The following is a 21,767-nucleotide window of genomic DNA, read 5'->3' as shown; positions in this document are numbered from 1 at the left end:
CCCCCGATCAGGTGACCGGGCCGGTCCACTTCTCGCCCGGGCCCTTGCCGATCGGGTCGGCGATCGGGGACGCCTCACGGAACGCGAGCTGGAGGGTGCGGAGGCCGTCGCGCAGGCTCCGGGCGTGCATGTCGCTGATGTCGGGCGCCCCGGCCGTGACCAGGCCCGCGAGCGCGTTGATGAGCTTGCGCGCCTCGTCGAGGTCGACCTGCGCTCCGGGCTCGTCGGCGAGCCCGCACTTGACGGCGGCCGCGCTCATCAGGTGCACGGCGGCGGTGGTGATGATCTCCACCGCCGGGACCTCCGCGATGTCGCGCGCGGCCTCCACGTCGGAGGCTCCGCCGTCCTCGCCGAATCGTCGCGTGTAGTCGTCGTCGTACTGGGCCATGGGTCCTTCGTTCGTCGTCCGTGGTGGAGGGGCGCGGCCGCCGGAGCAGAGGATCGAGGGGCGGCCGGATCCGGTCTGTCGGGCGGGCCGCCGGTCTGCTATGGTTGTCCGGGCTCCGAGGCATGTCCTCGGTTCGAAAGTGGAGATTCTCCCACCCGCGCTTGACCGCTTCACAAGGTTACCGGGTCAGAAGCACTCCGCCCCCGAGGGTCGTCAGACCACCGGAGGCAGGGCTGCGGCTCTCGAGGTCCGCCTCGGGAACCGCGTCACAGGGTGCGAGCGCCGTGCTGCAGGCACGACGTGGACGGGACGATCACCTCTCTCGGGTGCGCTGGAGAAGACTCCGGCAGCGCAGCTGCACTCACCGAGATCAGAGGAGAAACGCAATCAGCGATCCCCGTACCAACGACCGTATCCGCGTCCCCGAGGTCCGCCTCGTGGGTCCCGCAGGAGAACAGGTCGGCGTCGTCAAGATCGAGGTCGCCCTGCGACTCGCGCAGGACGCAGACCTGGACCTGGTCGAGGTCGCCCCCAACTCCAAGCCGCCCGTGGCCAAGATCATGGACTACGGGAAGTTCAAGTACGAGCAGGCTCAGAAGCTCAAGGAAGCCCGTCGCAACCAGGCGAACACGATCCTCAAGGAGGTCCGTTTCCGCCTGAAGATCGACAAGCACGACTACGAGACCAAGCGCAAGCGCGCCGAGGGCTTCCTCAAGGCCGGCGACAAGGTCAAGGCGATGATCCTCTTCCGCGGTCGCGAACAGTCGCGCCCCGAGATGGGCGTCCGCCTGCTCCAGCGCTTCGCGGAGGACGTCGCCGAGTTCGGCCAGGTCGAGTCCACCCCGACCATCGACGGTCGCAACATGGTGATGGTCATCGGCCCGCTGAAGAACAAGTCCGAGGCGAAGGCCGAGGCCAATGCGGTCCGCGCCGCTCGTCGCGAGGCCAACACCCCCGAGGACACGGCCGAGGCCGAGTCCGTCTAGTACTTCGCCGCCCCGGCCTCGGGGCCGGTGGACGCCCCGCTCGCGGGGCACCGGTTTCGCCCCGCCGAGCGCGGAGTGACGTTCATAAGGAGAGAACATGCCCAAGATGAAGACCCACTCGGGTGCCAAGAAGCGCTTCAAGGTGACCGGCTCCGGCAAGGTCATGAAGCAGCAGGCCGGCATGCGCCACAACCTGGAGTCCAAGTCCAGCGTTCGCACGCGCCGCCTCAACCAGGACCAGGTCCTCGCCCCGCAGGACGCCAAGGTCGCCAAGAAGCTTCTCGGTCTGTAGCCCACCGCCGGCGCAGCCCGCTGCGCCGCGTGGTCGCTACTCAGCCGACACGGATCGATAGGAAGAAACAGCAATGGCAAGAGTGAAGAGGGCCGTCAACGCCCACAAGAAGCGTCGCGTCATCCTCGAGCGCGCCTCGGGCTACCGCGGCCAGCGGTCGCGCCTCTACCGCAAGGCGAAGGAGCAGGTCACCCACTCCCTCGTCTACTCGTACCGCGACCGCCGCGCCAAGAAGGGCGAGTTCCGTCGTCTCTGGATCCAGCGCATCAACGCCGCGTCCCGCGCGAACGGCCTGACCTACAACCGCTTCATCCAGGGCCTCGCCCTGGCCGGCGTCCAGGTCGACCGCCGCATCCTCGCGGACCTCGCGATCACCGAGCCGGCCACGTTCGCCTCGCTCGTCGCGACCGCGAAGAGCGCGCTGCCCGCCGACACCTCGGCGCCCAAGGCCGCAGCGTAGTCAGCACGGCTTCCCGGAGGGGGTCGCGACCGAGAGGTCGCGGCCCCCTCCGTCGTCCGCGGGCCCTCCCGCGCCGTGTCTGCGGGGGCGGCGATCACCGCGCCGATAGGCTCGCCGCATGCTCGACAACCCCCGCTCTCCCCGTGTCCGCTCCGTGGCGAAGCTCACCCGCCGCCCGGCCCGGCTCGAGACGGGGCTCTTCCTCCTCGAGGGCCCGCAGGCACTCTCCGAGGCGCTGCAGTACCGCCCGGAGCTGATCGTCGAGTCGTTCGCGACTCCGACCGCTCTGGAGCGGCACCCCGAGATCGTCGCCTCCGCCGCCGAGGCGGAGGTGGACATCGAGTACGTGACCGAGGACGTCCTCGACGCGATGGCCGACACCGTCACTCCGCAGGGCTTCGTCGCGGTCTGCCGTCAGTTCCCCACGTCGCTCAAGGACGTCGTCGCCTCCGAGCCGCGCCTCGTGGCGGTGCTCGAGGAGGTCCGCGATCCGGGCAACCTCGGCACGATCATCCGTGCCGCCGACGCCGCCGGCGCTGACGCGGTCGTGCTGTCCGGGCGCTCGGTCGACCTCTACAATCCCAAGGTCGTGCGCTCCACGACCGGCTCGCTCTTCCACCTCCCGGTCGCGGTCGGCGCCGACCTCGCCGACGTGCTGGGCCGGCTCCGCGGCGTGGGCCTCCGCTCCGTCGCGGCCGACGTGAAGGGGGAGGACCTGCTCGACGTCCGCGCCCGCGGGGACCTCGCCCAGCCGACCGTCTGGGTCTTCGGCAACGAGGCGCGCGGCCTCGAGGACGAGTCGCTCGCCCTCGTCGACGGCGTGGTGGCGGTGCCCATCTACGGGGCGGCGGAGTCGCTGAACCTCGCGACCGCGGCCTCCGTCTGCCTGTACGAGAGCGCCTTCGCGCTGCGTTCCTGAGAGGAACCGGGCCGAGGGTGCCGCGAACCTGGAGAACAGGGCGCGTTGTTACCCTTCGGTTAAGAATTCCCTCATGATTTGACCGGCCCATCCCCGTGTGCTTCTCTGACGGCATGGTCACAGCCCCGCAAGACGAGCGCGCCGCCGCTCCCGCCGGTGAACCCCTCGTCGTCCTCTCCGGGGTGCAGAAGCACTACGGCGACTTCCAGGCTCTGAAGGACATCGATCTGACGGTGCACCGGGGCGAGGTCGTCGTGGTCCTCGGCCCCTCCGGATCCGGCAAGTCGACGCTCTGCCGCACGGTCAACCGGCTCGAGACGATCTCGGGCGGCACCATCACCATCGACGGGCAGAAGCTCCCGGAGGAGGGCAAGGGCCTCGCCGCGCTCCGCGCCGACGTCGGGATGGTCTTCCAGTCGTTCAACCTCTTCGCGCACAAGACGATCCTCGAGAACGTCACCCTCGGCCCGATCAAGGTCCGCGGGCTCTCCCGCAAGGACGCGGAGGCCCAGGCCACGGCGTTGCTCGACCGGGTCGGCGTCGGCCACCAGGCCGCCAAGACCCCGGCCCAGCTCTCCGGCGGGCAGCAGCAGCGCGTCGCGATCGCACGGGCGCTGGCGATGAAGCCCAAGGTGATGCTGTTCGACGAGCCGACCTCGGCGCTCGACCCCGAGATGATCAACGAGGTCCTGGACGTGATGGTCGGGCTCGCCAAGGACGGGATGACGATGATCGTCGTCACCCACGAGATGGGCTTCGCCCGGAAGGCCGCCGACCGCGTCGTGTTCATGGCCGACGGCGAGATCCTCGAGGACACCGACCCGGAGTCGTTCTTCACCGCGCCCCGCACCGACCGGGCCAAGGACTTCCTCTCCAAGCTCATCACGCACTAGAAGCGCGATCAGCAGCCACCAGGCAGGTCGGACCCGTGACCCGGGAGCCGACCCGACATCGCCCGCTCCGGCGGGCCGAACCCCAGGAAGGACGATCATGCGCACCAGGCTCATGTTCATGACCGCGGGACTCGCAGCAGCGACCCTCGCCCTCGCCGGCTGCTCCGGCGACTCCGGAACCGCCGGCGGCGGCGCCGGTGGAGGCTCCGAGGGAGGGACCTCCGCGTACGAGGTCGCCTCCGACGTCACTCTCGAGGGCAGCCCGACCTTCGACGCGATGACCGCGGACGGCAAGGTCGTCATCGGCGTCAAGGAGGATCAGCCCGGGCTGGGCTACCTCGACGCGGCGACCGGCGAGCGCTCAGGCTTCGACATCGAGATCGCGAAGTGGACCGCCGCCTCGCTCGGCTTCGCGGCCGACGCCATCGAGTTCAAGGCGATCCCGTCGGCCAACCGCGAGGCGTCGATCGTGAACGGCGACATCGACTACTACGTCGGCACCTACTCGATCACCGACAAGCGCAAGGAGCAGGTCGGCTTCGCCGGACCCTACTTCGAGACCGGCCAGCAGCTGCTCGTCGCGGCCGACAACGACACGATCACCGGGCCGGACGACCTCACCGCCGACACCACCGTGTGCTCGGCCACCGGCTCCACCCCGATCCAGAACATCCGCACCAACTACCCCGAGGTGAAGACCGAGGAGTTCGACACGTACTCGCAGTGCGTGGACGCCCTCTCCGACGGCACCGTCGACGCCGTCACCACCGACGGCGCGATCCTGATCGGCTACGCCGCTCAGAAGCCCGACGAGCTCAAGGTCGTCGGCGAGCCCTTCAGCACCGAGCTGTACGGCATCGGCCTGCCCAAGGACGACGACGCCCTGCGCCACTTCGTCAACGGCATGCTGACCGACGGCGGCGAGACCTGGAGCGCCATCTACGACGAGACGCTCGGCCAGTCCGGCACGACCGTCACCCAGCCGGCGGTGAACGACTACTAGGAGGCGCCCCGGGCGGCCCGACCGCCGCCCGGGGGTCCCCTCTCCTCGACCACCACCACCGCTCCGACAGAAGGGCCAGCCGCATGGATGTCCTGTTGAACAACCTCGACGTCTACGTCCCGGCCTTCGGCAACACCCTGATCCTCTTCAGCGTCTCGCTCGTGTTCGCCCTGCTGATCGGCACGGTGGTCGGCGCGATGCGCGTCTCGCCCGTCCCGATCGCCCGCGCGGTCGGCACGGTGTACGTGAACACCATCCGGAACACCCCGCTCACGCTGGTGATGTTCTTCTTCGCCTTCGGCTACCCCAAGCTCGACCTGCCGCAGGTGGACTACACGAACCTCGCGATCTGCGCCCTCAGCCTCTACACCGCGACCTACGTCGCGGAGGTGCTGCGGTCGGGCATCAACACTGTGCCGATCGGCCAGGCCGAGGCGGCCCGCGCGATCGGCCTCGACTTCGGCCTCACGATGACGCAGGTCGTCCTGCCCCAGGCCTTCCGCTCCGTGATCCCGCCGCTCATGAGCGTCCTGATCGCGCTGCTGAAGAACACCACCGTCGCCGCCGGCTTCTCGGTCGCGGAGGCGGGCACCATCGTCCGCGTGCTCAACGAGCGCGGCGAGAACAGCCTCATCGTCGTCCTCTGGGTGGCCCTGGTCTTCGTGGTCCTGGTCACCCTGCTCTCGCTCGTCCAACGTCAGCTCGAGAAGAAGTGGAGGGTCGCCCGATGAGCTCCGTCCTCTTCGACAACCCCGGCCCCCGGGCCGTCGTGCGCAACCGCGTCATCGGCGTCGTCGTCGTCCTGCTGATCGCGGCCTTCCTCGGCTTCGTGGTCTGGCGCTTCGCGGAGTCCGGCCAGTTCGACGCCTCCAAGTGGCGCGCGTTCGGCTACCCGCTGGTCTGGCAGAGCATCGGCGGCGCCCTCGGCCGCACGCTCGCGGCCTTCGCCACGGCGGGCGTCGCCAGCCTCGTCCTCGGCCTCCTCCTGGCGATCGGCCGGCTCTCGGACCGGCGCTGGATCAACGTCCCCGTCACGCTCTTCATCGAGCTGTTCCGGGCGATCCCCGTCCTGATCCTGATGATGCTGATGTACTACGGCCTGCCGTTCGCGGGCCTCAAGCTCAGCCCCTACCTCGCCGTCGTCATCGCCCTGACCCTCTACAACGGCTCCGTCTTCTCCGAGATCTTCCGCGCCGGCATCGAAGCCCTCCCGCGAGGACAGAAGGAGGCGGGCTACGCGATCGGCCTGCGCAAGTCCGGCGTGATGCGGCTCATCCTGTTCCCCCAGGCGATCCGCTCGATGCTGCCCGTGATCATCGCCCAGCTCGTCGTCGCCCTCAAGGACACGGCGCTCGGCTCGATCATCACCTACAACGAGCTGCTGTACTACGCGCGCTACCTGGGCAACCAGTCGAGCCTCGACAGCCCGATCATCCCGGCGGCGATCGTCATCGGAGCGATCTACATCGGCATCTGCCTCCTCCTCTCGGGGCTGGCGAAGTGGATCGAGATCCGCACCAAGAGCGGCGGACGCGGCGGCCGCACCATCGGCGGCCACCCCGCAGCCCGCGCGCAGACGGACACGCAGCTGATCGCTGTGCAGGATTGAACTGTGAGGATCGCCCGAGGGCGATCCTCACCGCGGTCGGCTTCCCGACGGGTCGGGTTCCGCAGAGCGTCCTGCGTCCGGCTAGGAGGAATCGCTCGCACGCGATTCCTCCGTTCGCCTCGAGGGTCCGGCGATCGCTCAGCGCATCGAGCGGTGGTGCTCCGCTCCGGCGTCGTCGACGCGGAGGCGGTGGTGATCGGGGAGTCGCGATCGATCCGGGCGTCTTCCCGTCCGGTGGTGCCCCGCCTCCTGCCGGTGGAGCAGCCTCCGACCCCGGCGCAGCGAGAACCCCGCCCCTGCTGGTCGAGCAGCGCCGGTGGCGGGGCTTCGAGAGCCGTCGGCGCAGACGGGGGCCTGGCCGCGGGCGAGCGCGACGAGCACCGCGCGCGGGCGGCGGGAGGGGGCGGAGGCCCTCGCCTACACTGGGGGATCGTGTCAGACAGCAACCCGATCACCGACGAGGCCGTCTCCGCGGCGGTCGCCGACGCCCTCGCCGCCATCGGCGCGGCGGGCGACTCCACCGCTCTGAAGTCCGCCCGAGCCGCCCACCTCGGCGAGGGGTCCGCCCTCGCCCGCCTCAACGCGCAGATGCGCTCCGTCCCGCCCGAGCACAAGGCGGCGTCCGGCAAGCTCGTCGGCGGTGCCCGCAAGCAGGTGGGCGACGCCTACGCCGCCCGCGAGGCCGAGCTCGTCGAGGCGGAGGACGCGGCCGCGCTCGAGGCCGAGCGCGTGGACGTCACCGCCGGCGCCAGCTTCGTGCGCCGCGGCGCCCGCCATCCCCTCTCTCTGCTCCAGGAGTCGATCGCCGACGTGTTCGTCGGGATGGGCTGGGAGATCGCGGAGGGGCCGGAGCTCGAGAACGAGTGGTTCAACTTCGACGCCCTGAACTTCGACGAGGACCACCCGGCCCGCGCCATGCAGGACACCTTCTTCGTCGACCCCGTCGACTCGCACCTGGTGCTGCGCACGCACACCTCGCCGGTGCAGATCCGCTCGATGCTCGAGCGCCCGCTGCCGCTCTACGTGATCGCTCCCGGACGGGTGTACCGCACCGACGAGCTCGACGCGACGCACACGCCCGTGTTCACGCAGTTCGAGGGTCTCGCCGTCGACCGCGGCCTGACCATGGCGCACCTGCGGGGCACCCTCGAGCACGTCGCGCGGATCCTTTTCGGCGACGACGCGCGCATCCGCCTGCGCCCGAACTACTTCCCCTTCACCGAGCCCAGCGCCGAGCTGGACGTCTGGCACCCGACCTTCGTCGGCGGTGCCCGCTGGATCGAGTGGGGCGGCTGCGGCATGGTCAATCCGAACGTGCTGCGCGCGGCCGGGATCGACCCGGAGGAGTACTCCGGGTTCGCCTTCGGCATGGGGATCGAGCGGACCCTGATGTTCCGCAACGACGTGAAGGACATGCGCGACATGGTCGAGGGCGACGTCCGCTTCAGCGAGCAGTACGGGATGGTGATCTGATGCGCATCCCGCTGAGCTGGCTGGGGGAGTACGTCGACCTCGAGCAGGACGTCACGACGGAGTCCGTGCACGCGGCCCTGGTGTCGGTCGGCCTGGAGGAGGAGGACGTCCACCGGTTCGAGGTGACCGGGCCCGTCGTCGTCGGTGAGGTGCTCGACCTCGCTCCGGAGCCGCAGAAGAACGGCAAGACCATCAACTGGTGCCACGTCCGCGTGGCCCCGGAGGGCGGGCGTGCCGCCGACGGCGGAGAGGACGTCCGCGGCATCGTCTGCGGAGCCCACAACTTCGCGGCCGGCGACAAGGTCGTCGTGTCACTGCCGGGCGCGGTCCTGCCCGGGCCGTTCCCGATCTCCGCGCGGAAGACCTACGGGCACGTGTCCGACGGGATGATCGCCTCGAGCCGCGAGCTCGGCCTCGGGGACGACCACGACGGCATCCTCCGCCTCGCCTCGCTCGGGCTCGACCCGGAGCCGGGCACGGACGCCGTCGCGCTCCTCGGTCTCGACGACGCCGCGGTCGAGGTCAACGTGACGCCCGACCGCGGCTACGCCTTCTCGATCCGCGGCATCGCCCGCGAGTACGCCCACGCCACCGGAGCCGCCTTCCGCGACCCCGCTCGGGCGCTCCCTCCGCACGAGCGCACGGAGACGGCCCCCGTCTTCCCCGTGTCCGTGGCCGACGAGGCGCCGATCCGCGGCCGTGTCGGCGCCTCCGTGTTCGTCACGCGCGTCGTTCGGGGCGTCGACGTCTCACGACCGACGCCGCCGTGGATGCTCGCGCGACTGCGACTGGCCGGCGTCCGCTCGATCTCGCTCGTCGTGGACATCACCAACTACGTGATGTTCGAGCTGGGCCAGCCGCTGCACGGCTACGACCTGGCGACCCTGCAGGGCGGCATCGTGGTGCGGCGCGCCGCGCCGGGGGAGACCCTCGAGACGCTCGACGGCCAGACCCGGCGCCTGCACGCGGAGGACCTCGTCATCGCCGACGACGGCGGGGCGATCGGCCTCGCCGGAGTGATGGGGGGCGCGCGCACCGAGATCTCGGACGCCACGTCCGACGTCCTGCTCGAGGCGGCGAACTTCGACCCGGTCTCGATCGCCCGGACGGCTCGCCGGCACAAGCTGCCGAGCGAGGCGTCGCGGCGCTTCGAGCGCGGCGTCGACCCCGAGGTGGCCTCGGTCGCCGCGGCCCGCGCGGTGCAGCTGCTCGTGGAGCTCGCCGGCGGCACGGCGGACGAGCTCGGCTCGGTCCTGGCCGACCCGCGCACGGCGGAGCCGGTCGAGCTGCCGGACGGCTACGTCGCAGGCCTCATCGGCGTGGAGTACACCCCGGAGGAGATCCGCGGCGCGCTCGTCGAGATCGGCGCCTCCGTCGAGGCCGGCGGAGCGGGCCTGCTGGTGACTCCGCCGAGCTGGCGCCCCGACCTCGTCGACCGCGCCTCGCTCGCGGAGGAGGTCGCCCGCATCACCGGGTACGACCGCATTCCGGCGATCCTGCCCGTAGCGCCTCCCGGCCGCGGTCTGACCCCGGGCCAGAGGCTGCGCCGGACTCTCGCCCAGGCGCTCGCCGCCGCGGGTCTGACCGAGGTGCTCTCGTACCCGTTCCTCTCGCGCTCGATCAACGACCGGCTCGGCTCGGTCGACGGGGAGCCGCAGGAGCAGATCACGCTCGCGAACCCGCTCGACGCGACCGCGGGCCAGCTGCGCATCTCGCTGCTGCCGGGTCTCGTGCAGGTCGCGGCCCGCAACCGCTCGCGCGGCCTGACGGATCTCGCGGTCTACGAGCTCGGCTCCGTCTTCCTCCCGGCCGCCGGCGGCCCGTTCGGCTCCGGGGCGCTCCCTGCGGGCGGGGCGCGTCCGTCCGCGGAGGTCGAGGCCGAGCTGAACGCGGGCATCCCACCGCAGCCGCGGCACCTCGCGGCGCTGCTCACGGGCGCCGCCGTCGTGCGCCAGCCCGGTGTCGCCGGCCGTGACGTCGACTGGCGCGACGCCCTCGACGTGGTCCGCGAGGTCTCCGCGGCGACCGGCACCGAGCTGGTGCTGCGCCAGGGGGCCCACGCCGCGCTGCACCCGGGCCGCACCGCCGAGGTCGTCCTCGACGGCGCGGTCATCGGCCACGCGGGGGAGCTGCTCCCGGCGCTCGCCGAGGAGCTCGACCTGCCGCGCCGCGTCGCCGTGGTCGAGCTCGACCTGGAGCCGCTGCTCGCGCGGGCCGGGAGGGTCGTCGTGGCCCGCCCGGTGGGCGCGCTGCCCGCCGCGACCCAGGACCTCTCGCTCGTCGTGCCGGTCGGCACCGCGGCCGCCGACGTGCACGCCGCCGTCGCCGAGGGGGCGGGCGAGCTGCTCGAGGCGATCCGCCTGGTCGACGACTACCGCGGCACCGGGCTCTCCGAGGGGACGAAGTCGCTGACCTTCGCGCTGCGCTTCCGCGCGCCGGACCGCACGCTCACCGCGGCCGAGGCGACGGCCGCGAAGGAGAACGGCGTGGCCGTGGCGGCGGAGCGCTTCGGCGCCCGACTCCGCGAGTGAGGCAGGGGGTCCCGTCCGGTTCGGCCGGGCGGGGCCCCGCACCCGCACCGGCTAGGCTCTCGGGCATGACTTTCTCCGTGGCGGTGGCCGGTGCGAGCGGCTACGCGGGCGGCGAGCTGCTACGACTGCTCGCCGACCACCCCGAGTTCGAGGTGCGCACGGTGACGGCGCACGCCAACGCGGGTCAGCCCCTCGTCGCCGTGCACCCGCACCTCCGCTCGCTCCGCGACCTCGTCCTCGTCGACACGACGACCGCAAACCTCGCCGGGCACGACGTCGTCTTCCTCGCCCTCCCGCACGGGAAGTCGGGCGAGATCACCGCGACCCTCCCCGAGGACGTCCTCGTCGTCGACTGCGGCGCCGACCACCGGTTGACCGACCCGCAGGACTGGGCCGACTTCTACGGGGGCGACTTCGCCGGGGCCTGGCCCTACGGGCTCCCGGAGCTGCTGATCGGCGGCGGCGGACGCAAGCAGCGCGAGGCGCTCGCCGGAGTGCGGCGCATCGCCGTCCCCGGCTGCAACGTCACGGCGATCACGCTCGGCCTGGCCCCCGGCCTGCACGCCGGAGTGATCGAGTCGTCGGACCTCGTCGCGGTCCTCGCCGTCGGACCCTCGGGTGCGGGCAAGAGCCTGCGGACCGACCTCCTCGCCAGCGAGCTCCTCGGCTCCGCGCACGCCTACGGCCTCGGCGGAGCGCACCGTCACAATCCCGAGATCCGGCAGAACCTCCTGCTCGCCGGAGCCGGACCCGTCTCGATCTCGTTCACCCCGGTCCTCGTGCCGATGTCCCGGGGCATCCTGGCGACCTCGACCGCGCGCCTCGCCCCCGGCGTCTCCGCGCAGGACGTGCGCGCCGCGTGGGAGACCGCCTACGGCGACGAGACCTTCGTCCAGCTGCTGCCGGAGGGCTCCTTCCCCCGGACGGCCGACGTGGTGGGGGCGAACACCGCTCTGATCGGACTCGCCGTGGACGAGCGGGCCCGCCGCGTCGTGGTCGTCTCGGCCATCGACAACCTGGTCAAGGGCACCGCGGGCGCGGCCGTCCAGTCCACCAACATCGCCCTGGGACTCCCGGAGTCCCTCGGCCTGAGCGTGAACGGAGTCGCGCCGTGAGCGTCACCGCAGCAGCAGGGTTCCGGGCGGCCGGAGTCGTCGCCGGGCTGAAGTCGACCGGAGCGCGCGACGTCGCGCTCGTGCAGAACCTCGGCCCGCTGCAGAGCGCCGCCGCGGTCTTCACGAGCAACCGCTGCAAGGCGAACCCCGTCCTCTGGAGCGAGCAGGTGATGCGCGACGGCGTCGTCTCGGCGATCGTCCTCAACTCCGGCGGCGCCAACTGCTACACGGGTGCTCAGGGCTTCCAGGTCACCCACCGCACCGCGGAGCTCGTGGGTGAGAGCCTCGAGGTGTCCGCCGGCGACGTGCTGGTGTGCTCCACCGGGCTGATCGGCGACCAGCTCGACCTCGCGAGGCTCACCACCGGCGTGGCCGGCGCCTCCGCCGAGCTCGCCGGGGGACCCGAGGCGGGCGAGGCGGCCGCCCGCGCGATCATGACCACCGACACGGTCCCGAAGCAGGCGGTGGTCCGCTCCGAGCAGGGCTGGAGCATCGGCGGCATGGCCAAGGGCGCCGGGATGCTCGCGCCGGGTCTGGCGACGATGCTGGTCGTGATCACGACCGACGCGGCCCTCGAGTCCGCCGCTCTCGACACCGCCCTGCGGGCCGCGACCCGCGTCACCTTCGACCGCCTCGACTCGGACGGCTGCATGTCGACGAACGACACCGTCGCATTGCTCGCGAGCGGCGCCAGCGGCGTCGAGGCCGACGCCGACGAGTTCACCGAGGCCCTGACCGCGGTCTGCCGCGACCTCACCCTGCAGCTGCAGGCGGATGCGGAGGGCGCCGACCACGACGTCGCGATCCGCGTGCTGAACGCCGCGACCGAGGACGAGGCCGTGGTCGTCGCCCGCGCCGTCTCCCGCAGCAACCTGTTCAAGGCAGCGATCTTCGGCAAGGACCCCAACTGGGGTCGCGTCCTCGCCGCCGTGGGCACGACCGATGCGCAGTTCGACCCGTACGGCATCGACGTGGCGATGAACGGGGTGCAGGTCTGCCTCGCGGGCGAGCCGCACGAGAGCCGCGACCTCGTCGACCTCGCCCCTCGGCAGGTCGCCGTCGACATCGACCTGCACGCCGGCGACGCGACGGCCACGATCTGGACCAACGACCTCACGCACGACTACGTGCACGAGAACTCCGCGTACTCGAGCTGAGGCGGCCATGACCGACGACACCACCCTCTCGGCCGAGAGCCGCGCCGAGCGCGAGGCCGCACCCGGGAAGGCCGCGACGCTCATCGAGTCGCTGCCCTGGCTGCAGAGCTTCCACGGGCGCACGATGGTGATCAAGTTCGGCGGCAACGCGATGGTGTCGGAGGAGCTGCAGCGCTCCTTCGCCCAGGACATGGTCTACCTTCGCTACGCCGGGATCCGCCCGGTGGTCGTCCACGGCGGTGGGCCCCAGATCTCGCGGATGCTCGACCGGCTCGGGATCGAGAGCGAGTTCCGGGGCGGCTACCGGGTCACGAGCCCCGAGGCGATGGAGGTGGTGCGGATGGTGCTCACCGGCAGCATCAGCCGCGACATCGTCCGCCGGATCAACGAGCACGGCCCCCTCGCCGCCGGCATCTCCGGTGAGGACGCGGGCCTCTTCGTCGGCCGCCGCCGCGGTGTCGTGATCGACGGCGAGGAGCACGACCTCGGACTCGTCGGAGACGTGATCGCCGTGGACCCCGCCGCCGTCCTCGCTCAGCTCGAGGCCGGCCGGATCCCGGTCGTGTCCTCGATCGCCCCCGACTCGGACGACCCCACGCAGTCGCTGAACGTCAACGCCGACGCCGCCGCCGCCGCGCTGGCCGTCGCGCTCGGCGCCGAGAAGCTCGTCGTCCTCACCGACGTGGCCGGCCTCTACTCCGACTGGCCCGACCGCGAGTCGCTCGTCTCGCACATCCGCTCGGACGACCTCGCGGCTCTGCTGCCCTCGCTCGAATCGGGCATGATCCCCAAGATGACCGCCTGCCTCGACGCCGTGCGCGGGGGAGTGCCCAAGGCCGCCATCATCGACGGCCGCATCCCGCACTCGATCCTGCTCGAGGTGTTCACCTCGGAGGGCATCGGCACCGAGGTCGTCGCCTCGCTCGACCCCCGCGACCGGGAGCGAATGTCGGGCCGCTGATCCTCAGCGGCCCCGGCTCCGAGCGTCCGTCCCATCCGGGACGCGCGCACCGTCGGCCCTCGCGGCCGGACCGCTCCGATCGAAAGGCCACCATGTCCATCCCCACGACCGCGTCCCGCACCGGCTCGGCGCGCGACCGCTACTCCGCCGCGATGATGCAGACCTTCGCGCCGCCGCTCGCCGTGCTCGAGCGCGGCGAGGGCTGCCGGGTCTGGGACGTTGACGGGCGGGAGTACCTCGACTTCCTCGGCGGCATCGCCGTCAACTCGCTCGGCCATGCGCATCCCGTGTTCGTCGAGGCCGTGACGCGCCAGGCCGGTGCGCTCGCCCACGTCTCCAACTACTTCGCGACCGCCCCGCAGATCGAGCTCGCCGAGACCCTGCGCCGCCTCACCGGGGCCGGGGAGACGGGCCGCGTCTACTTCGCCAACTCGGGCACCGAGGCCAACGAGGCGGCCTTCAAGCTGGCGCGGCTGAACGCGGCCGGCGGCCGGCACCGCGTCCTGGCGCTGCAGAACGCGTTCCACGGGCGGACGATGGGCGCGCTCGCTCTGACCGGCAAGGCGGCCATGCGTGCGCCGTTCGAGCCGATGCCGGGAGGGGTCGAGCACCTCGAGGCGAGCATCGAGGCCCTCGAGGCGGCTCTCGACGAGTCCGTCGCCGCGCTGATCGTCGAGCCCATCCAGGGGGAGGCGGGCGTCATCCCGCTGCCGGCCGGCTACCTCGAGCGCGCGCGGGAGCTCACCCGCGAGCACGGCGCGCTGCTCATCGTCGACGAGATCCAGACCGGGGTCGGGCGGACCGGACGCTGGTTCGCCTACCAGGAGGCGGGGATCCTGCCCGACGCCGTCACCCTGGCCAAGGGGCTCGGCGGAGGCTTCCCCGTCGGAGCGCTGGTGACCTTCGGCGAGGCGTCCGACCTCCTGCAGAAGGGCCACCACGGCAGCACCTTCGGCGGCAATCCGCTCGCGACCGCCGTGGCCGGAGCCGTGCTCGCCGAGATCGAGCGCGCCGACCTTCTCGGCAACGCGCGGGAGCGCGGGGCGCAGATCGTCGACGCGTTGACCGCTCTCGACTCGCCCCTGATCGGAGGGGTCCGCGGCGCGGGCCTCCTCCTGGGCATCGCCCTGACCCGGCCGGTCGCCGCCGAGCTCGCCGCCGCCTGCCTCGACGCCGGCCTGATCGTGAACGCGGCGAACGACTCGAGCATCCGGCTCGCGCCTCCGCTCGTGGTGACCGCCGCCGACGTCGCCGAGTTCGCCGAGCGCTTCGGCCGCGCACTGCAGAACCTTTGACCCCGTACCTCCACCGAAAGCGACCAGCACCGTGACCCGCCACTTCCTCCGCGACGACGACATCACTCCCGCCGAGCAGGCCGAGATCCTCGACCTCGCCCTCGAGCTCAAGCGCGACCGCTTCTCCCGGAAGCCCCTCGCCGGGCCGCAGACCGTCGCCGTGATCTTCGACAAGTCCTCCACGCGCACCCGCGTCTCCTTCGCGGTCGGCATCGCCGATCTCGGCGGCAGCCCCCTGATCATCTCGACCGCGAGCAGCCAGCTCGGCGGCAAGGAGACCGCCTCCGACACGGCGCGGGTCCTGGAGCGCCAGGTCGCCGCGATCGTGTGGCGCACCTACGCGCAGTCGGGCCTGGAGGAGATGGCGCGCAGCACGCGCGTGCCGGTCGTCAACGCGCTCTCGGACGAGTTCCACCCGTGCCAGCTCCTCGCCGACCTGCTGACCATCCGCGAGCACCGCGGTCACCTCGCCGGCCTCACGCTCACGTTCTTCGGCGACGGAGCGAGCAACATGGCGCACTCGTACCTCCTGGCGGGGGCCACGGCCGGCATGCACGTCCGCATCGTCTCCCCGGAGTCGTACTCGCCGGACGCGGCGGTCCTGGCCGATGCGCAGCGCATCGCCGCGACCACCGGCGGATCGGCGATCACCACGACCGACCCCGACGAGGGCGCGGCCGGCTCCGACATCGTGATCACGGACACGTGGGTGTCGATGGGCAAGGAGGACGAGAAGGCGGCGCGCGTCGCGACCTTCGGCGCCTACCGGGTCGACGCCGCCACGATGGCCGCTGCCGCTCCCGACGCGCTGTTCCTGCACTGCCTGCCCGCGGACCGCGGCTACGAGGTGACCGCCGACGTGATCGACGGCCCGCAGAGCGTGATCTGGGACGAGGCGGAGAACCGCCTGCACGCGCAGAAGGCCCTGCTCGTGTGGCTCCTGGAGCGCGCCGGCACCGCCGACGCCGCTCAGTAGACTCGACAGCCGAACCCGAGGAGAACCATGACGGAACGACCCTCCGCCCGCGCGGGCGAGGCCGGAGCCCTGTGGGGCGGCCGCTTCGCCGGCGGCCCCTCGCCCGAGCTCGCCGCGCTCTCGAGGTCGACCCACTTCGACTGGCAGCTCGCCCCCTACGACCTCGCCGGCTCTCGCGCCCACGCCCGGGCGCTCGCCGGAGCGGGCTACCTCGACGACGCCGAGCTCACCGCGATGCTCGCGGCGCTCGACCGGCTCGAGGCTGCCGTCGCCGACGGGAGCTTCGCCGCCGACGAGTCGGACGAGGACGTGCACGGCGCCCTCGAGCGCGGCCTGATGCTCGAAGCCGGTCCCGAGCTCGGCGGCAAGCTCCGCGCGGGGCGCTCGCGCAACGACCAGATCGCCACCTTCGTCCGGATGTACCTCCGCGACCACGCGGCGCTCGTCTCGGAGCTGGTGGTGCAGCTCATCGACGCCCTCGCCGCGCAGGCGTCGGCGCACCCGACGGCGATCATGCCCGGGCGCACCCACCTCCAGCACGCTCAGCCCGTGCTCCTCGCGCACCATCTGCTCGCCCACGGCTGGGCGCTGCTGCGCGATCTGGAGCGCCTGCGGGACTGGGCCGTCCGGGCGGACGTCTCGCCCTACGGCTCGGGCGCCCTCGCCGGCTCGACCCTCGGCCTCGACGCCGAGGCGGTCGCCCGCGATCTCGGCTTCGCGTCGAGCGTGCCGAACTCGATCGACGGGACGGCCAGCCGCGACCTCGTCGCCGAGTTCGCCTTCGTCACCGCCATGATCGGGATCGACGTCTCGCGCATCGCGGAGGAGGTCATCCTCTGGAACACGCGGGAGTTCGCCTTCGTCACGCTCGACGACGGCTACTCGACCGGGTCCTCGATCATGCCGCAGAAGAAGAACCCCGACATCGCCGAGCTCGCCCGGGGGAAGTCCGGCCGCTTGATCGGCAACCTCACCGGGCTGCTCGCGACCCTCAAGGCGCTGCCGCTCGCCTACAACCGCGACCTGCAGGAGGACAAGGAGCCGGTCTTCGACTCGGTGACGACCCTCGAGGTGCTGCTGCCCGCGTTCAGCGGCATGATCGCGACCCTCACCTTCCACACCGACCGGATGGCGGAGCTCGCGCCCCAGGGCTTCTCCCTCGCGACCGACGTGGCCGAGTGGCTCGTGAAGAAGCACGTGCCCTTCCGGGACGCCCACGAGATCACCGGTGAGCTGGTCAAGCTGGCGGAGTCGCAGGGGAGGGGGCTCGAGGATCTCGACGACGCCGCGCTCGCCTCGGTGTCGCCGCTGCTCACTCCAGACGTGCGGTCCGTCCTCAGCATCGAGGGATCGGTGGCGAGCCGGGACGGTGTCGGCGGCACGGCTCCCGACCGCGTCGCGGAGCAGCTCGCCCGGCTGACCGAGCGCGTCCGGGTCGTGCGCGGATCCCTCCGGGGGGAACGCCCGTGACTCTTCGAGGAGCGCCGGGCGACGACGGACGTCCGCCGCTGCGCCCCTGGCAGCAGCGGACTCTGGTGCTCGTCGCCGCAGTCGTCATCGTCGCGGTGATCGTGATCACCCTCGTGTCGGGCCAGAGCTTCTTCTGAGCGCCGACCTCCCCGATCTCTCGCGCTCGGCCCTCGAGGTGGCACCGGAGCTGCTCGGCCGCGTCCTCCTGCACCGCAGGCCGGAGGGCGTGGTCGGCGTCCGGCTGACCGAGGTCGAGGCGTACCTCGGAACCGGTGAGGATCCGGGCTCGCACGCGCACCGCGGACCGACACCCCGGACGGCTCCCATGTTCGGTCCGCCCGGGTCCGTGTACGCGTACTTCACGTACGGGATGCACACCTGCGTGAACATCGTCTGCTCCCCGGCGGGCACGGCGTCGGCGGTGCTGCTGCGCGCCGGCGAGGTCGTATCGGGGGAGGATCTCGCGATGATCCGGCGCGGACCCGTTCGCAGCCGGGATCTGGCCCGCGGACCCGCACGGCTGGCGAAGGCCCTCGGAGTCCGTCTCACCGAGTCGGGCGACCCGCTCGAGGCGGCGTTCGAGCTGCTGCCGGGGGAGAGGCCGTCCTCCGTGGCGGCGGGCCCGCGCACCGGCGTCTCGGGCCCGGGCGGCGGGGACGACTTCCCGTGGCGCTTCAGCATCCCGGGCGACCCCACCGTCTCGCCTTACCGGAGAGCAGTGCCCCGGCGGCGGCCCGGAGCTCAGCCCGCGAGGTAGAGCCGCGCGAGCACGCCGAGAGCCGCCGACCAGGCGAGGCTCGCCAGCGTGCCGATGATGAACCGCTCGCGCGCCTCCGGGGAGGCGAGCTCGCTGAAGCGGCCGACGCCCTTGATCGCCACCACGACCGCGATCCCCTCGGGGAGACCGCTCATCAGTGCGCCGGCCGTCGCGATCCGCTCGAGGACCCCGATCGTCGTCCCGCCGCGGAGCACCTCGATCGGCTGGCCGATCGCCGAGGGCGCGCTCCCGGCGGCGGGGCGGGAGGTTCCGGCGACCATGATGCCGCCGTGGCTGCCGCTGCGGGAGTCGGCCGTCGCGAGCCGGAGGGTGAGCAGCACGACCGGCCCGCCGCCCGCGACCGCCAGCGCGAAGGCCAGCACCGCCACCAGGACGGAGTGGATCGGGGGCGCGGACGGTCCGGCGACCGCCGTGAGGAGGAAGGCGGCGGCCGCCGCCGCGAGGGGGATCCAGGCGAGCTGCGGACGGCGCAGGCGCACGGCCAGCACCGCACCGGCGAGACCGGCGAGCAGCACGAGCACCACGCCCGTCCACGAGGCGGACTGCAGCGCGGAGGCGAGGAGCAGGGCGGGAGATCCGGGGGGTGCCGTCATCGGGGTGTCCTCTCGTCGGTGGGGTCGAGCGTACGGTCGACCACTGTCAGCAGGCGCGCGAGCGCGTCACGGGCGGGAGCGTCGACTCGAGCACTCGCCGCGCGGACCCGGAGGCTGACCGCCTGCGGGCTGACGGCGAGGCGCTCGGCCGCATCCTTCTGGGAGAGGCCGCTCTCGAGCAGGTCGACGATCTGCCAGCCGGCCTCGGAGCGCGCGTCGCGCAGCAGGAGGAGCGGATCGATCAGCGCCTGGACGTCCACCGGTGCCGGCGCCGCCGTTCCCGGTGCGTCCGGATCGAGGGAGAAGCGCGTCGGCCGGCCCTTCGCCGCCTCGACCGCCCGGCGCGCCGCGAAGTACGCCTCCCCGGTCGCCGCTCTCGTGGTCGCGGGGAGTGGCCGGTCGACGGGGCCGATCCCGAGGCCGATGCTCCAGTGGCCGGTCCGGTGCAGCTCGAGCACGAGCGCGACGACGGCATCGGCCCGGTCGAGCACGCACTGGAACTCGTCGCCCGCCGTCCGCTCCGGGGGCAGGACGAACGTCGCCCGACCGTCGTCGATCAGGCTCGCGATCGCCTGGTCCACGCGGTCGTGGTCGTGCCTGCTGTCGCGCTGATCCGCGGTGATGACGAACATCGGACCTCCTCGATCAAGTATCGGCACTTGATCGCCCGGGATCAAGCCTGTGCGCTTGACTCCCGGAGACCGGCTCCTTCTCGCCGCGGTAGCCTGGTCGGGTGATCGACCAGCACCTCCCCGGGTCCGCGACGAGCCCGCAGCTCGACCCCGCCTTCGACTCCGTGTGGGACGAGCTGGTCTGGCGAGGCTCGGTGCACGTGTCGACCGATGCGGGAGCGTTGCGCGAGCTGCTGTCGGGGGAGCCGATCACCTACTACTGCGGGTTCGACCCGACCGCGCCCAGCCTCCACCTCGGGAACCTGGTGCAGCTGATCGTCATGCGCCGGCTCCAGCTGGCCGGGCATCGGCCGCTCGGGCTCGTCGGCGGCTCGACCGGGCTGATCGGGGATCCGCGTCCGACGGCCGAGCGGACGCTGAACTCGCGCGAGACGGTGACGGCGTGGGTCGAGCGCCTCCAGGCGCAGGTGTCCCGGTTCGTTCCCGCGGGCGGCGACAACGGGCTGCGCCTGGTCAACAACCTCGACTGGACCGCTCCGCTGTCGGCGATCGACTTCCTGCGGGAGATCGGGAAGCACTTCCGCGTGGGGACGATGCTCAAGAAGGACGCGGTCAGCGCCCGCCTCAACTCCGACGCGGGGATCAGCTACACCGAGTTCAGCTACCAGATCCTGCAGGGTCTCGACTACCTGGAGCTCTACCGGCAGTACGGGTGCGTCCTGCAGACCGGCGGCAGCGACCAGTGGGGCAACCTGACGAGCGGGACCGACCTGATCCACCGCACGGAGGGCGTGTCGGTCCACGCGATCGGCACACCGCTGGTGATGAACTCCGACGGCACCAAGTTCGGCAAGAGCGAGGGCAACGCCGTCTGGCTCGACTCCGAGCTCACCAGCCCGTACGCGTTCTACCAGTTCTGGGTCAACACGGACGACCGCGACGTCGCCGACCGCCTGCGGATCTTCACCTTCCTGCCGCGCACGGAGATCGAGCGCCTGGAGAAGGCCGCCGCCGACGAGCCGTTCCGCCGGGAGGCGCAGCGCGCGCTCGCCTGGGAGGTCACGTCGCTGGTGCACGGAGCGGAGGCGACGCGCTCGGTGATCGACGCCTCGGCCGCGCTCTTCGGCAAGGGCTCGCTCGAGGGGATCGACCCGGTCATCCTCCGCGGCGCGCTCGAGGCGGTGCCCTCGATGGAGGCGACACCGGAGACGCCGGCGCTGCAGGCGTTCGTCGAGACCGGACTCGTCGCCAGCACGGGGGAGGCGCGACGGGCACTCGCTCAGGGAGGGCTCTCGGTGAACAACACCGCCCTCCCGTCCGAGACCGTCACGCTCGGCGAGCTCCCGTTGATCGACGGGATCGCCGTCCTCCGTCGCGGCAAGAAGAGCTTCGCCGGGGCCTTCGTCCGCTGACCGCGTGCCCGCTGTCCTCGAGCGGACGCGGACGATGACGGCGTCGGCGGTCTCATCAGCTCGGTGTCCGGTAGCCGGTAGCCGGTAGCCGGTAGCCGGTGTCCGGTGTCCGGTGTCCGGTGTCCGGTGTCCGGTGTCCGGTAGCCGGTGTCCGGTGTCCGGTGTCCGGTGTCCGGTAGCCGGTAGCCGGTAGCCGGATGTCCGGTGTCGGGTACCGAGTCGGACACTCAGCGACGCAGAGCCCTTGAATCGCGACACGCCCGGGACGCAGGCGATTTGCCGCTCGGCCGAGGCCCGACGTAATGTAACTCCTCGTCACCCCAAAGGAGCGGCAAGCGGGAGTCAGGCGCAGAGCGTCGAGACCAGCTGGCCCACCTCAAGCGGGGACCATCCCCTCGCTCCCAGGCCTGTTAGAGATTCGTCTCTTGAAGACTGCAGGATCGCGAGCGTAAGATGCAAAGCCTCCACGGGACACGGTCCCGGCTTCGTTGCAAGGCCTCACGGCCCAGCCCGGTGCAGCGGTGCGATCCTCGATCGCGCAGCGAACACCACGGAAAAGCCGGACTTGACACGGCCTGCGGATGTGCTAAGTTAGTCGAGTTGCCACGGAGGCGATCGGGACTTCGGTTCTGACAAGTCTAACCGGTCTCGGCAAGCAAGACAAATCGAGTGGCTCACGCCCTCGTGCAGCAAACTTCGATCACTTTCGTTGTGAAGCACCGTTCTGGTGTGGAGGCGGGATGTGTCCGATTCTTGAGAACTCAACAGCGTGCACTATGTTCAATGCCAATTTTATACCCCGGCCTTGATCTTCGGATCGGGTT

At 71.7% G+C, this 21,767-nt stretch carries 22 protein-coding genes; 19 read left to right on the top strand and 3 right to left on the bottom strand.

Features of this window, described 5'->3' with window-relative positions:
* Positions 1-7 precede the first annotated feature (7 nt).
* Positions 8-388, bottom strand: coding sequence for a DUF1844 domain-containing protein (locus C5C49_RS14390; RefSeq protein ID WP_104313470.1), 381 nt, complete (start codon positions 386-388; stop codon positions 8-10).
* Between the two features lie 437 nt (positions 389-825).
* On the opposite strand from C5C49_RS14390, the gene infC reads away from it, so the two are divergent.
* The 18 genes from infC (at position 826) to C5C49_RS14305 (ending at position 18,285) form a co-directional block, all read left to right on the top strand.
* Positions 826-1,374 carry a translation initiation factor IF-3 gene (gene infC / locus C5C49_RS14385; RefSeq protein ID WP_374952931.1) on the top strand — a complete coding sequence of 183 codons (549 nt, stop codon included), beginning with the start codon at positions 826-828 and terminating at the stop codon, positions 1,372-1,374.
* A 97-nt stretch (positions 1,375-1,471) separates the two neighbouring features.
* Entirely contained in the window at positions 1,472-1,666 is a 195-nt protein-coding gene (gene rpmI / locus C5C49_RS14380; protein WP_055793295.1) for a 50S ribosomal protein L35, read from the top strand.
* A 73-nt stretch (positions 1,667-1,739) separates the two neighbouring features.
* Complete coding sequence (gene rplT / locus C5C49_RS14375) at positions 1,740-2,126, top strand: 50S ribosomal protein L20 (RefSeq protein WP_104224487.1); 387 nt, start codon at positions 1,740-1,742, stop codon at positions 2,124-2,126.
* A gap of 118 nt (positions 2,127-2,244) precedes the next feature.
* The gene (locus C5C49_RS14370) at positions 2,245-3,045 is read left to right on the top strand and encodes an RNA methyltransferase (protein ID WP_104346415.1); all 801 of its coding nucleotides are present in this window, start codon (positions 2,245-2,247) and stop codon (positions 3,043-3,045) included.
* Between the two features lie 113 nt (positions 3,046-3,158).
* Complete coding sequence (locus C5C49_RS14365) at positions 3,159-3,938, top strand: amino acid ABC transporter ATP-binding protein (RefSeq protein WP_104224489.1); 780 nt, start codon at positions 3,159-3,161, stop codon at positions 3,936-3,938.
* A 97-nt stretch (positions 3,939-4,035) separates the two neighbouring features.
* Positions 4,036-4,941: a glutamate ABC transporter substrate-binding protein gene (locus C5C49_RS14360; protein WP_159913628.1), complete on the top strand. Its 906-nt coding sequence runs from the start codon at positions 4,036-4,038 to the stop codon at positions 4,939-4,941.
* A gap of 83 nt (positions 4,942-5,024) precedes the next feature.
* Positions 5,025-5,672 (top strand): amino acid ABC transporter permease, encoded by a 648-nt coding sequence (locus tag C5C49_RS14355; protein WP_104224491.1) that lies wholly within the window; start codon positions 5,025-5,027, stop codon positions 5,670-5,672.
* Entirely contained in the window at positions 5,669-6,550 is an 882-nt protein-coding gene (locus C5C49_RS14350; protein ID WP_104224492.1) for an amino acid ABC transporter permease, read from the top strand. The genes C5C49_RS14355 and C5C49_RS14350 overlap by 4 nt, the downstream gene beginning before the upstream one ends.
* Positions 6,551-6,982: 432 nt before the next feature.
* The gene (pheS, locus tag C5C49_RS14345) at positions 6,983-8,023 is read left to right on the top strand and encodes a phenylalanine--tRNA ligase subunit alpha (protein WP_104250188.1); all 1,041 of its coding nucleotides are present in this window, start codon (positions 6,983-6,985) and stop codon (positions 8,021-8,023) included.
* Complete coding sequence (pheT, locus tag C5C49_RS14340; protein WP_104346414.1) at positions 8,023-10,554, top strand: phenylalanine--tRNA ligase subunit beta; 2,532 nt, start codon at positions 8,023-8,025, stop codon at positions 10,552-10,554. Before pheS ends, pheT begins: the two co-directional genes overlap by 1 nt.
* A gap of 65 nt (positions 10,555-10,619) precedes the next feature.
* Positions 10,620-11,669, top strand: a complete 1,050-nt coding sequence (gene argC / locus C5C49_RS14335) for an N-acetyl-gamma-glutamyl-phosphate reductase (RefSeq protein ID WP_104346413.1) — start codon at positions 10,620-10,622, stop codon at positions 11,667-11,669.
* A complete protein-coding gene (gene argJ, locus C5C49_RS14330) occupies positions 11,666-12,826 on the top strand; it encodes a bifunctional glutamate N-acetyltransferase/amino-acid acetyltransferase ArgJ (protein WP_104346412.1) in 1,161 nt (386 codons plus the stop codon). The genes argC and argJ overlap by 4 nt, the downstream gene beginning before the upstream one ends.
* Positions 12,827-12,833: 7 nt before the next feature.
* Positions 12,834-13,787, top strand: coding sequence for an acetylglutamate kinase (gene argB / locus C5C49_RS14325; protein ID WP_104346411.1), 954 nt, complete (start codon positions 12,834-12,836; stop codon positions 13,785-13,787).
* A 92-nt stretch (positions 13,788-13,879) separates the two neighbouring features.
* Positions 13,880-15,082 carry an acetylornithine transaminase gene (locus tag C5C49_RS14320; protein WP_104346410.1) on the top strand — a complete coding sequence of 401 codons (1,203 nt, stop codon included), beginning with the start codon at positions 13,880-13,882 and terminating at the stop codon, positions 15,080-15,082.
* A gap of 31 nt (positions 15,083-15,113) precedes the next feature.
* Positions 15,114-16,058, top strand: coding sequence for an ornithine carbamoyltransferase (gene argF, locus C5C49_RS14315; protein ID WP_104238645.1), 945 nt, complete (start codon positions 15,114-15,116; stop codon positions 16,056-16,058).
* A gap of 27 nt (positions 16,059-16,085) precedes the next feature.
* Positions 16,086-17,528: an argininosuccinate lyase gene (gene argH / locus C5C49_RS14310; RefSeq protein WP_104250193.1), complete on the top strand. Its 1,443-nt coding sequence runs from the start codon at positions 16,086-16,088 to the stop codon at positions 17,526-17,528.
* On the top strand, positions 17,525-17,665 hold the full coding sequence (locus tag C5C49_RS17135) for a hypothetical protein (protein ID WP_160034127.1): 141 nt from the start codon (positions 17,525-17,527) through the stop codon (positions 17,663-17,665). Before argH ends, C5C49_RS17135 begins: the two co-directional genes overlap by 4 nt.
* Positions 17,662-18,285 carry a DNA-3-methyladenine glycosylase gene (locus C5C49_RS14305; protein WP_104346409.1) on the top strand — a complete coding sequence of 208 codons (624 nt, stop codon included), beginning with the start codon at positions 17,662-17,664 and terminating at the stop codon, positions 18,283-18,285. Before C5C49_RS17135 ends, C5C49_RS14305 begins: the two co-directional genes overlap by 4 nt.
* Here the strand turns inward: C5C49_RS14305 and C5C49_RS14300 are convergent.
* Complete coding sequence (locus C5C49_RS14300; RefSeq protein WP_104346408.1) at positions 18,270-18,899, bottom strand: hypothetical protein; 630 nt, start codon at positions 18,897-18,899, stop codon at positions 18,270-18,272. The genes C5C49_RS14305 and C5C49_RS14300 overlap by 16 nt on opposite strands.
* Positions 18,896-19,531, bottom strand: coding sequence for a DNA-binding protein (locus C5C49_RS14295; RefSeq protein ID WP_104346407.1), 636 nt, complete (start codon positions 19,529-19,531; stop codon positions 18,896-18,898). The genes C5C49_RS14300 and C5C49_RS14295 overlap by 4 nt, the downstream gene beginning before the upstream one ends.
* Positions 19,532-19,632: 101 nt before the next feature.
* On the opposite strand from C5C49_RS14295, the gene tyrS reads away from it, so the two are divergent.
* On the top strand, positions 19,633-20,943 hold the full coding sequence (tyrS, locus tag C5C49_RS14290) for a tyrosine--tRNA ligase (RefSeq protein WP_104250196.1): 1,311 nt from the start codon (positions 19,633-19,635) through the stop codon (positions 20,941-20,943).
* Positions 20,944-21,767: the final 824 nt, after the last annotated feature.

Origin of the sequence: Rathayibacter sp. AY1E2 (assembly GCF_002932325.1) — a bacterium.
Classification (GTDB): Bacteria; Actinomycetota; Actinomycetes; order Actinomycetales; family Microbacteriaceae; genus Rathayibacter.
This window is presented reverse-complemented; position numbering and strand designations above follow the sequence as displayed.

Excerpts from the sequence above, each read along its gene's own strand:
- C5C49_RS14390 (WP_104313470.1), bottom strand. The coding sequence starts at position 388 with ATGGCCCAGTACGACGACGACTACACGCGACGATTCGGCGAGGACGGC.
- rpmI (WP_055793295.1), top strand. The coding sequence starts at position 1,472 with ATGCCCAAGATGAAGACCCACTCGGGTGCCAAGAAGCGCTTCAAGGTG.
- rplT (WP_104224487.1), top strand. The coding sequence starts at position 1,740 with ATGGCAAGAGTGAAGAGGGCCGTCAACGCCCACAAGAAGCGTCGCGTC.
- C5C49_RS14370 (WP_104346415.1), top strand. The coding sequence starts at position 2,245 with ATGCTCGACAACCCCCGCTCTCCCCGTGTCCGCTCCGTGGCGAAGCTC.
- C5C49_RS14365 (WP_104224489.1), top strand. The coding sequence starts at position 3,159 with ATGGTCACAGCCCCGCAAGACGAGCGCGCCGCCGCTCCCGCCGGTGAA.
- C5C49_RS14360 (WP_159913628.1), top strand. The coding sequence starts at position 4,036 with ATGCGCACCAGGCTCATGTTCATGACCGCGGGACTCGCAGCAGCGACC.
- C5C49_RS14355 (WP_104224491.1), top strand. The coding sequence starts at position 5,025 with ATGGATGTCCTGTTGAACAACCTCGACGTCTACGTCCCGGCCTTCGGC.
- C5C49_RS14350 (WP_104224492.1), top strand. The coding sequence starts at position 5,669 with ATGAGCTCCGTCCTCTTCGACAACCCCGGCCCCCGGGCCGTCGTGCGC.
- pheT (WP_104346414.1), top strand. The coding sequence starts at position 8,023 with ATGCGCATCCCGCTGAGCTGGCTGGGGGAGTACGTCGACCTCGAGCAG.
- argC (WP_104346413.1), top strand. The coding sequence starts at position 10,620 with ATGACTTTCTCCGTGGCGGTGGCCGGTGCGAGCGGCTACGCGGGCGGC.
- argB (WP_104346411.1), top strand. The coding sequence starts at position 12,834 with ATGACCGACGACACCACCCTCTCGGCCGAGAGCCGCGCCGAGCGCGAG.
- C5C49_RS14320 (WP_104346410.1), top strand. The coding sequence starts at position 13,880 with ATGTCCATCCCCACGACCGCGTCCCGCACCGGCTCGGCGCGCGACCGC.
- argH (WP_104250193.1), top strand. The coding sequence starts at position 16,086 with ATGACGGAACGACCCTCCGCCCGCGCGGGCGAGGCCGGAGCCCTGTGG.
- C5C49_RS14300 (WP_104346408.1), bottom strand. The coding sequence starts at position 18,899 with ATGACGGCACCCCCCGGATCTCCCGCCCTGCTCCTCGCCTCCGCGCTG.
- C5C49_RS14295 (WP_104346407.1), bottom strand. The coding sequence starts at position 19,531 with ATGTTCGTCATCACCGCGGATCAGCGCGACAGCAGGCACGACCACGAC.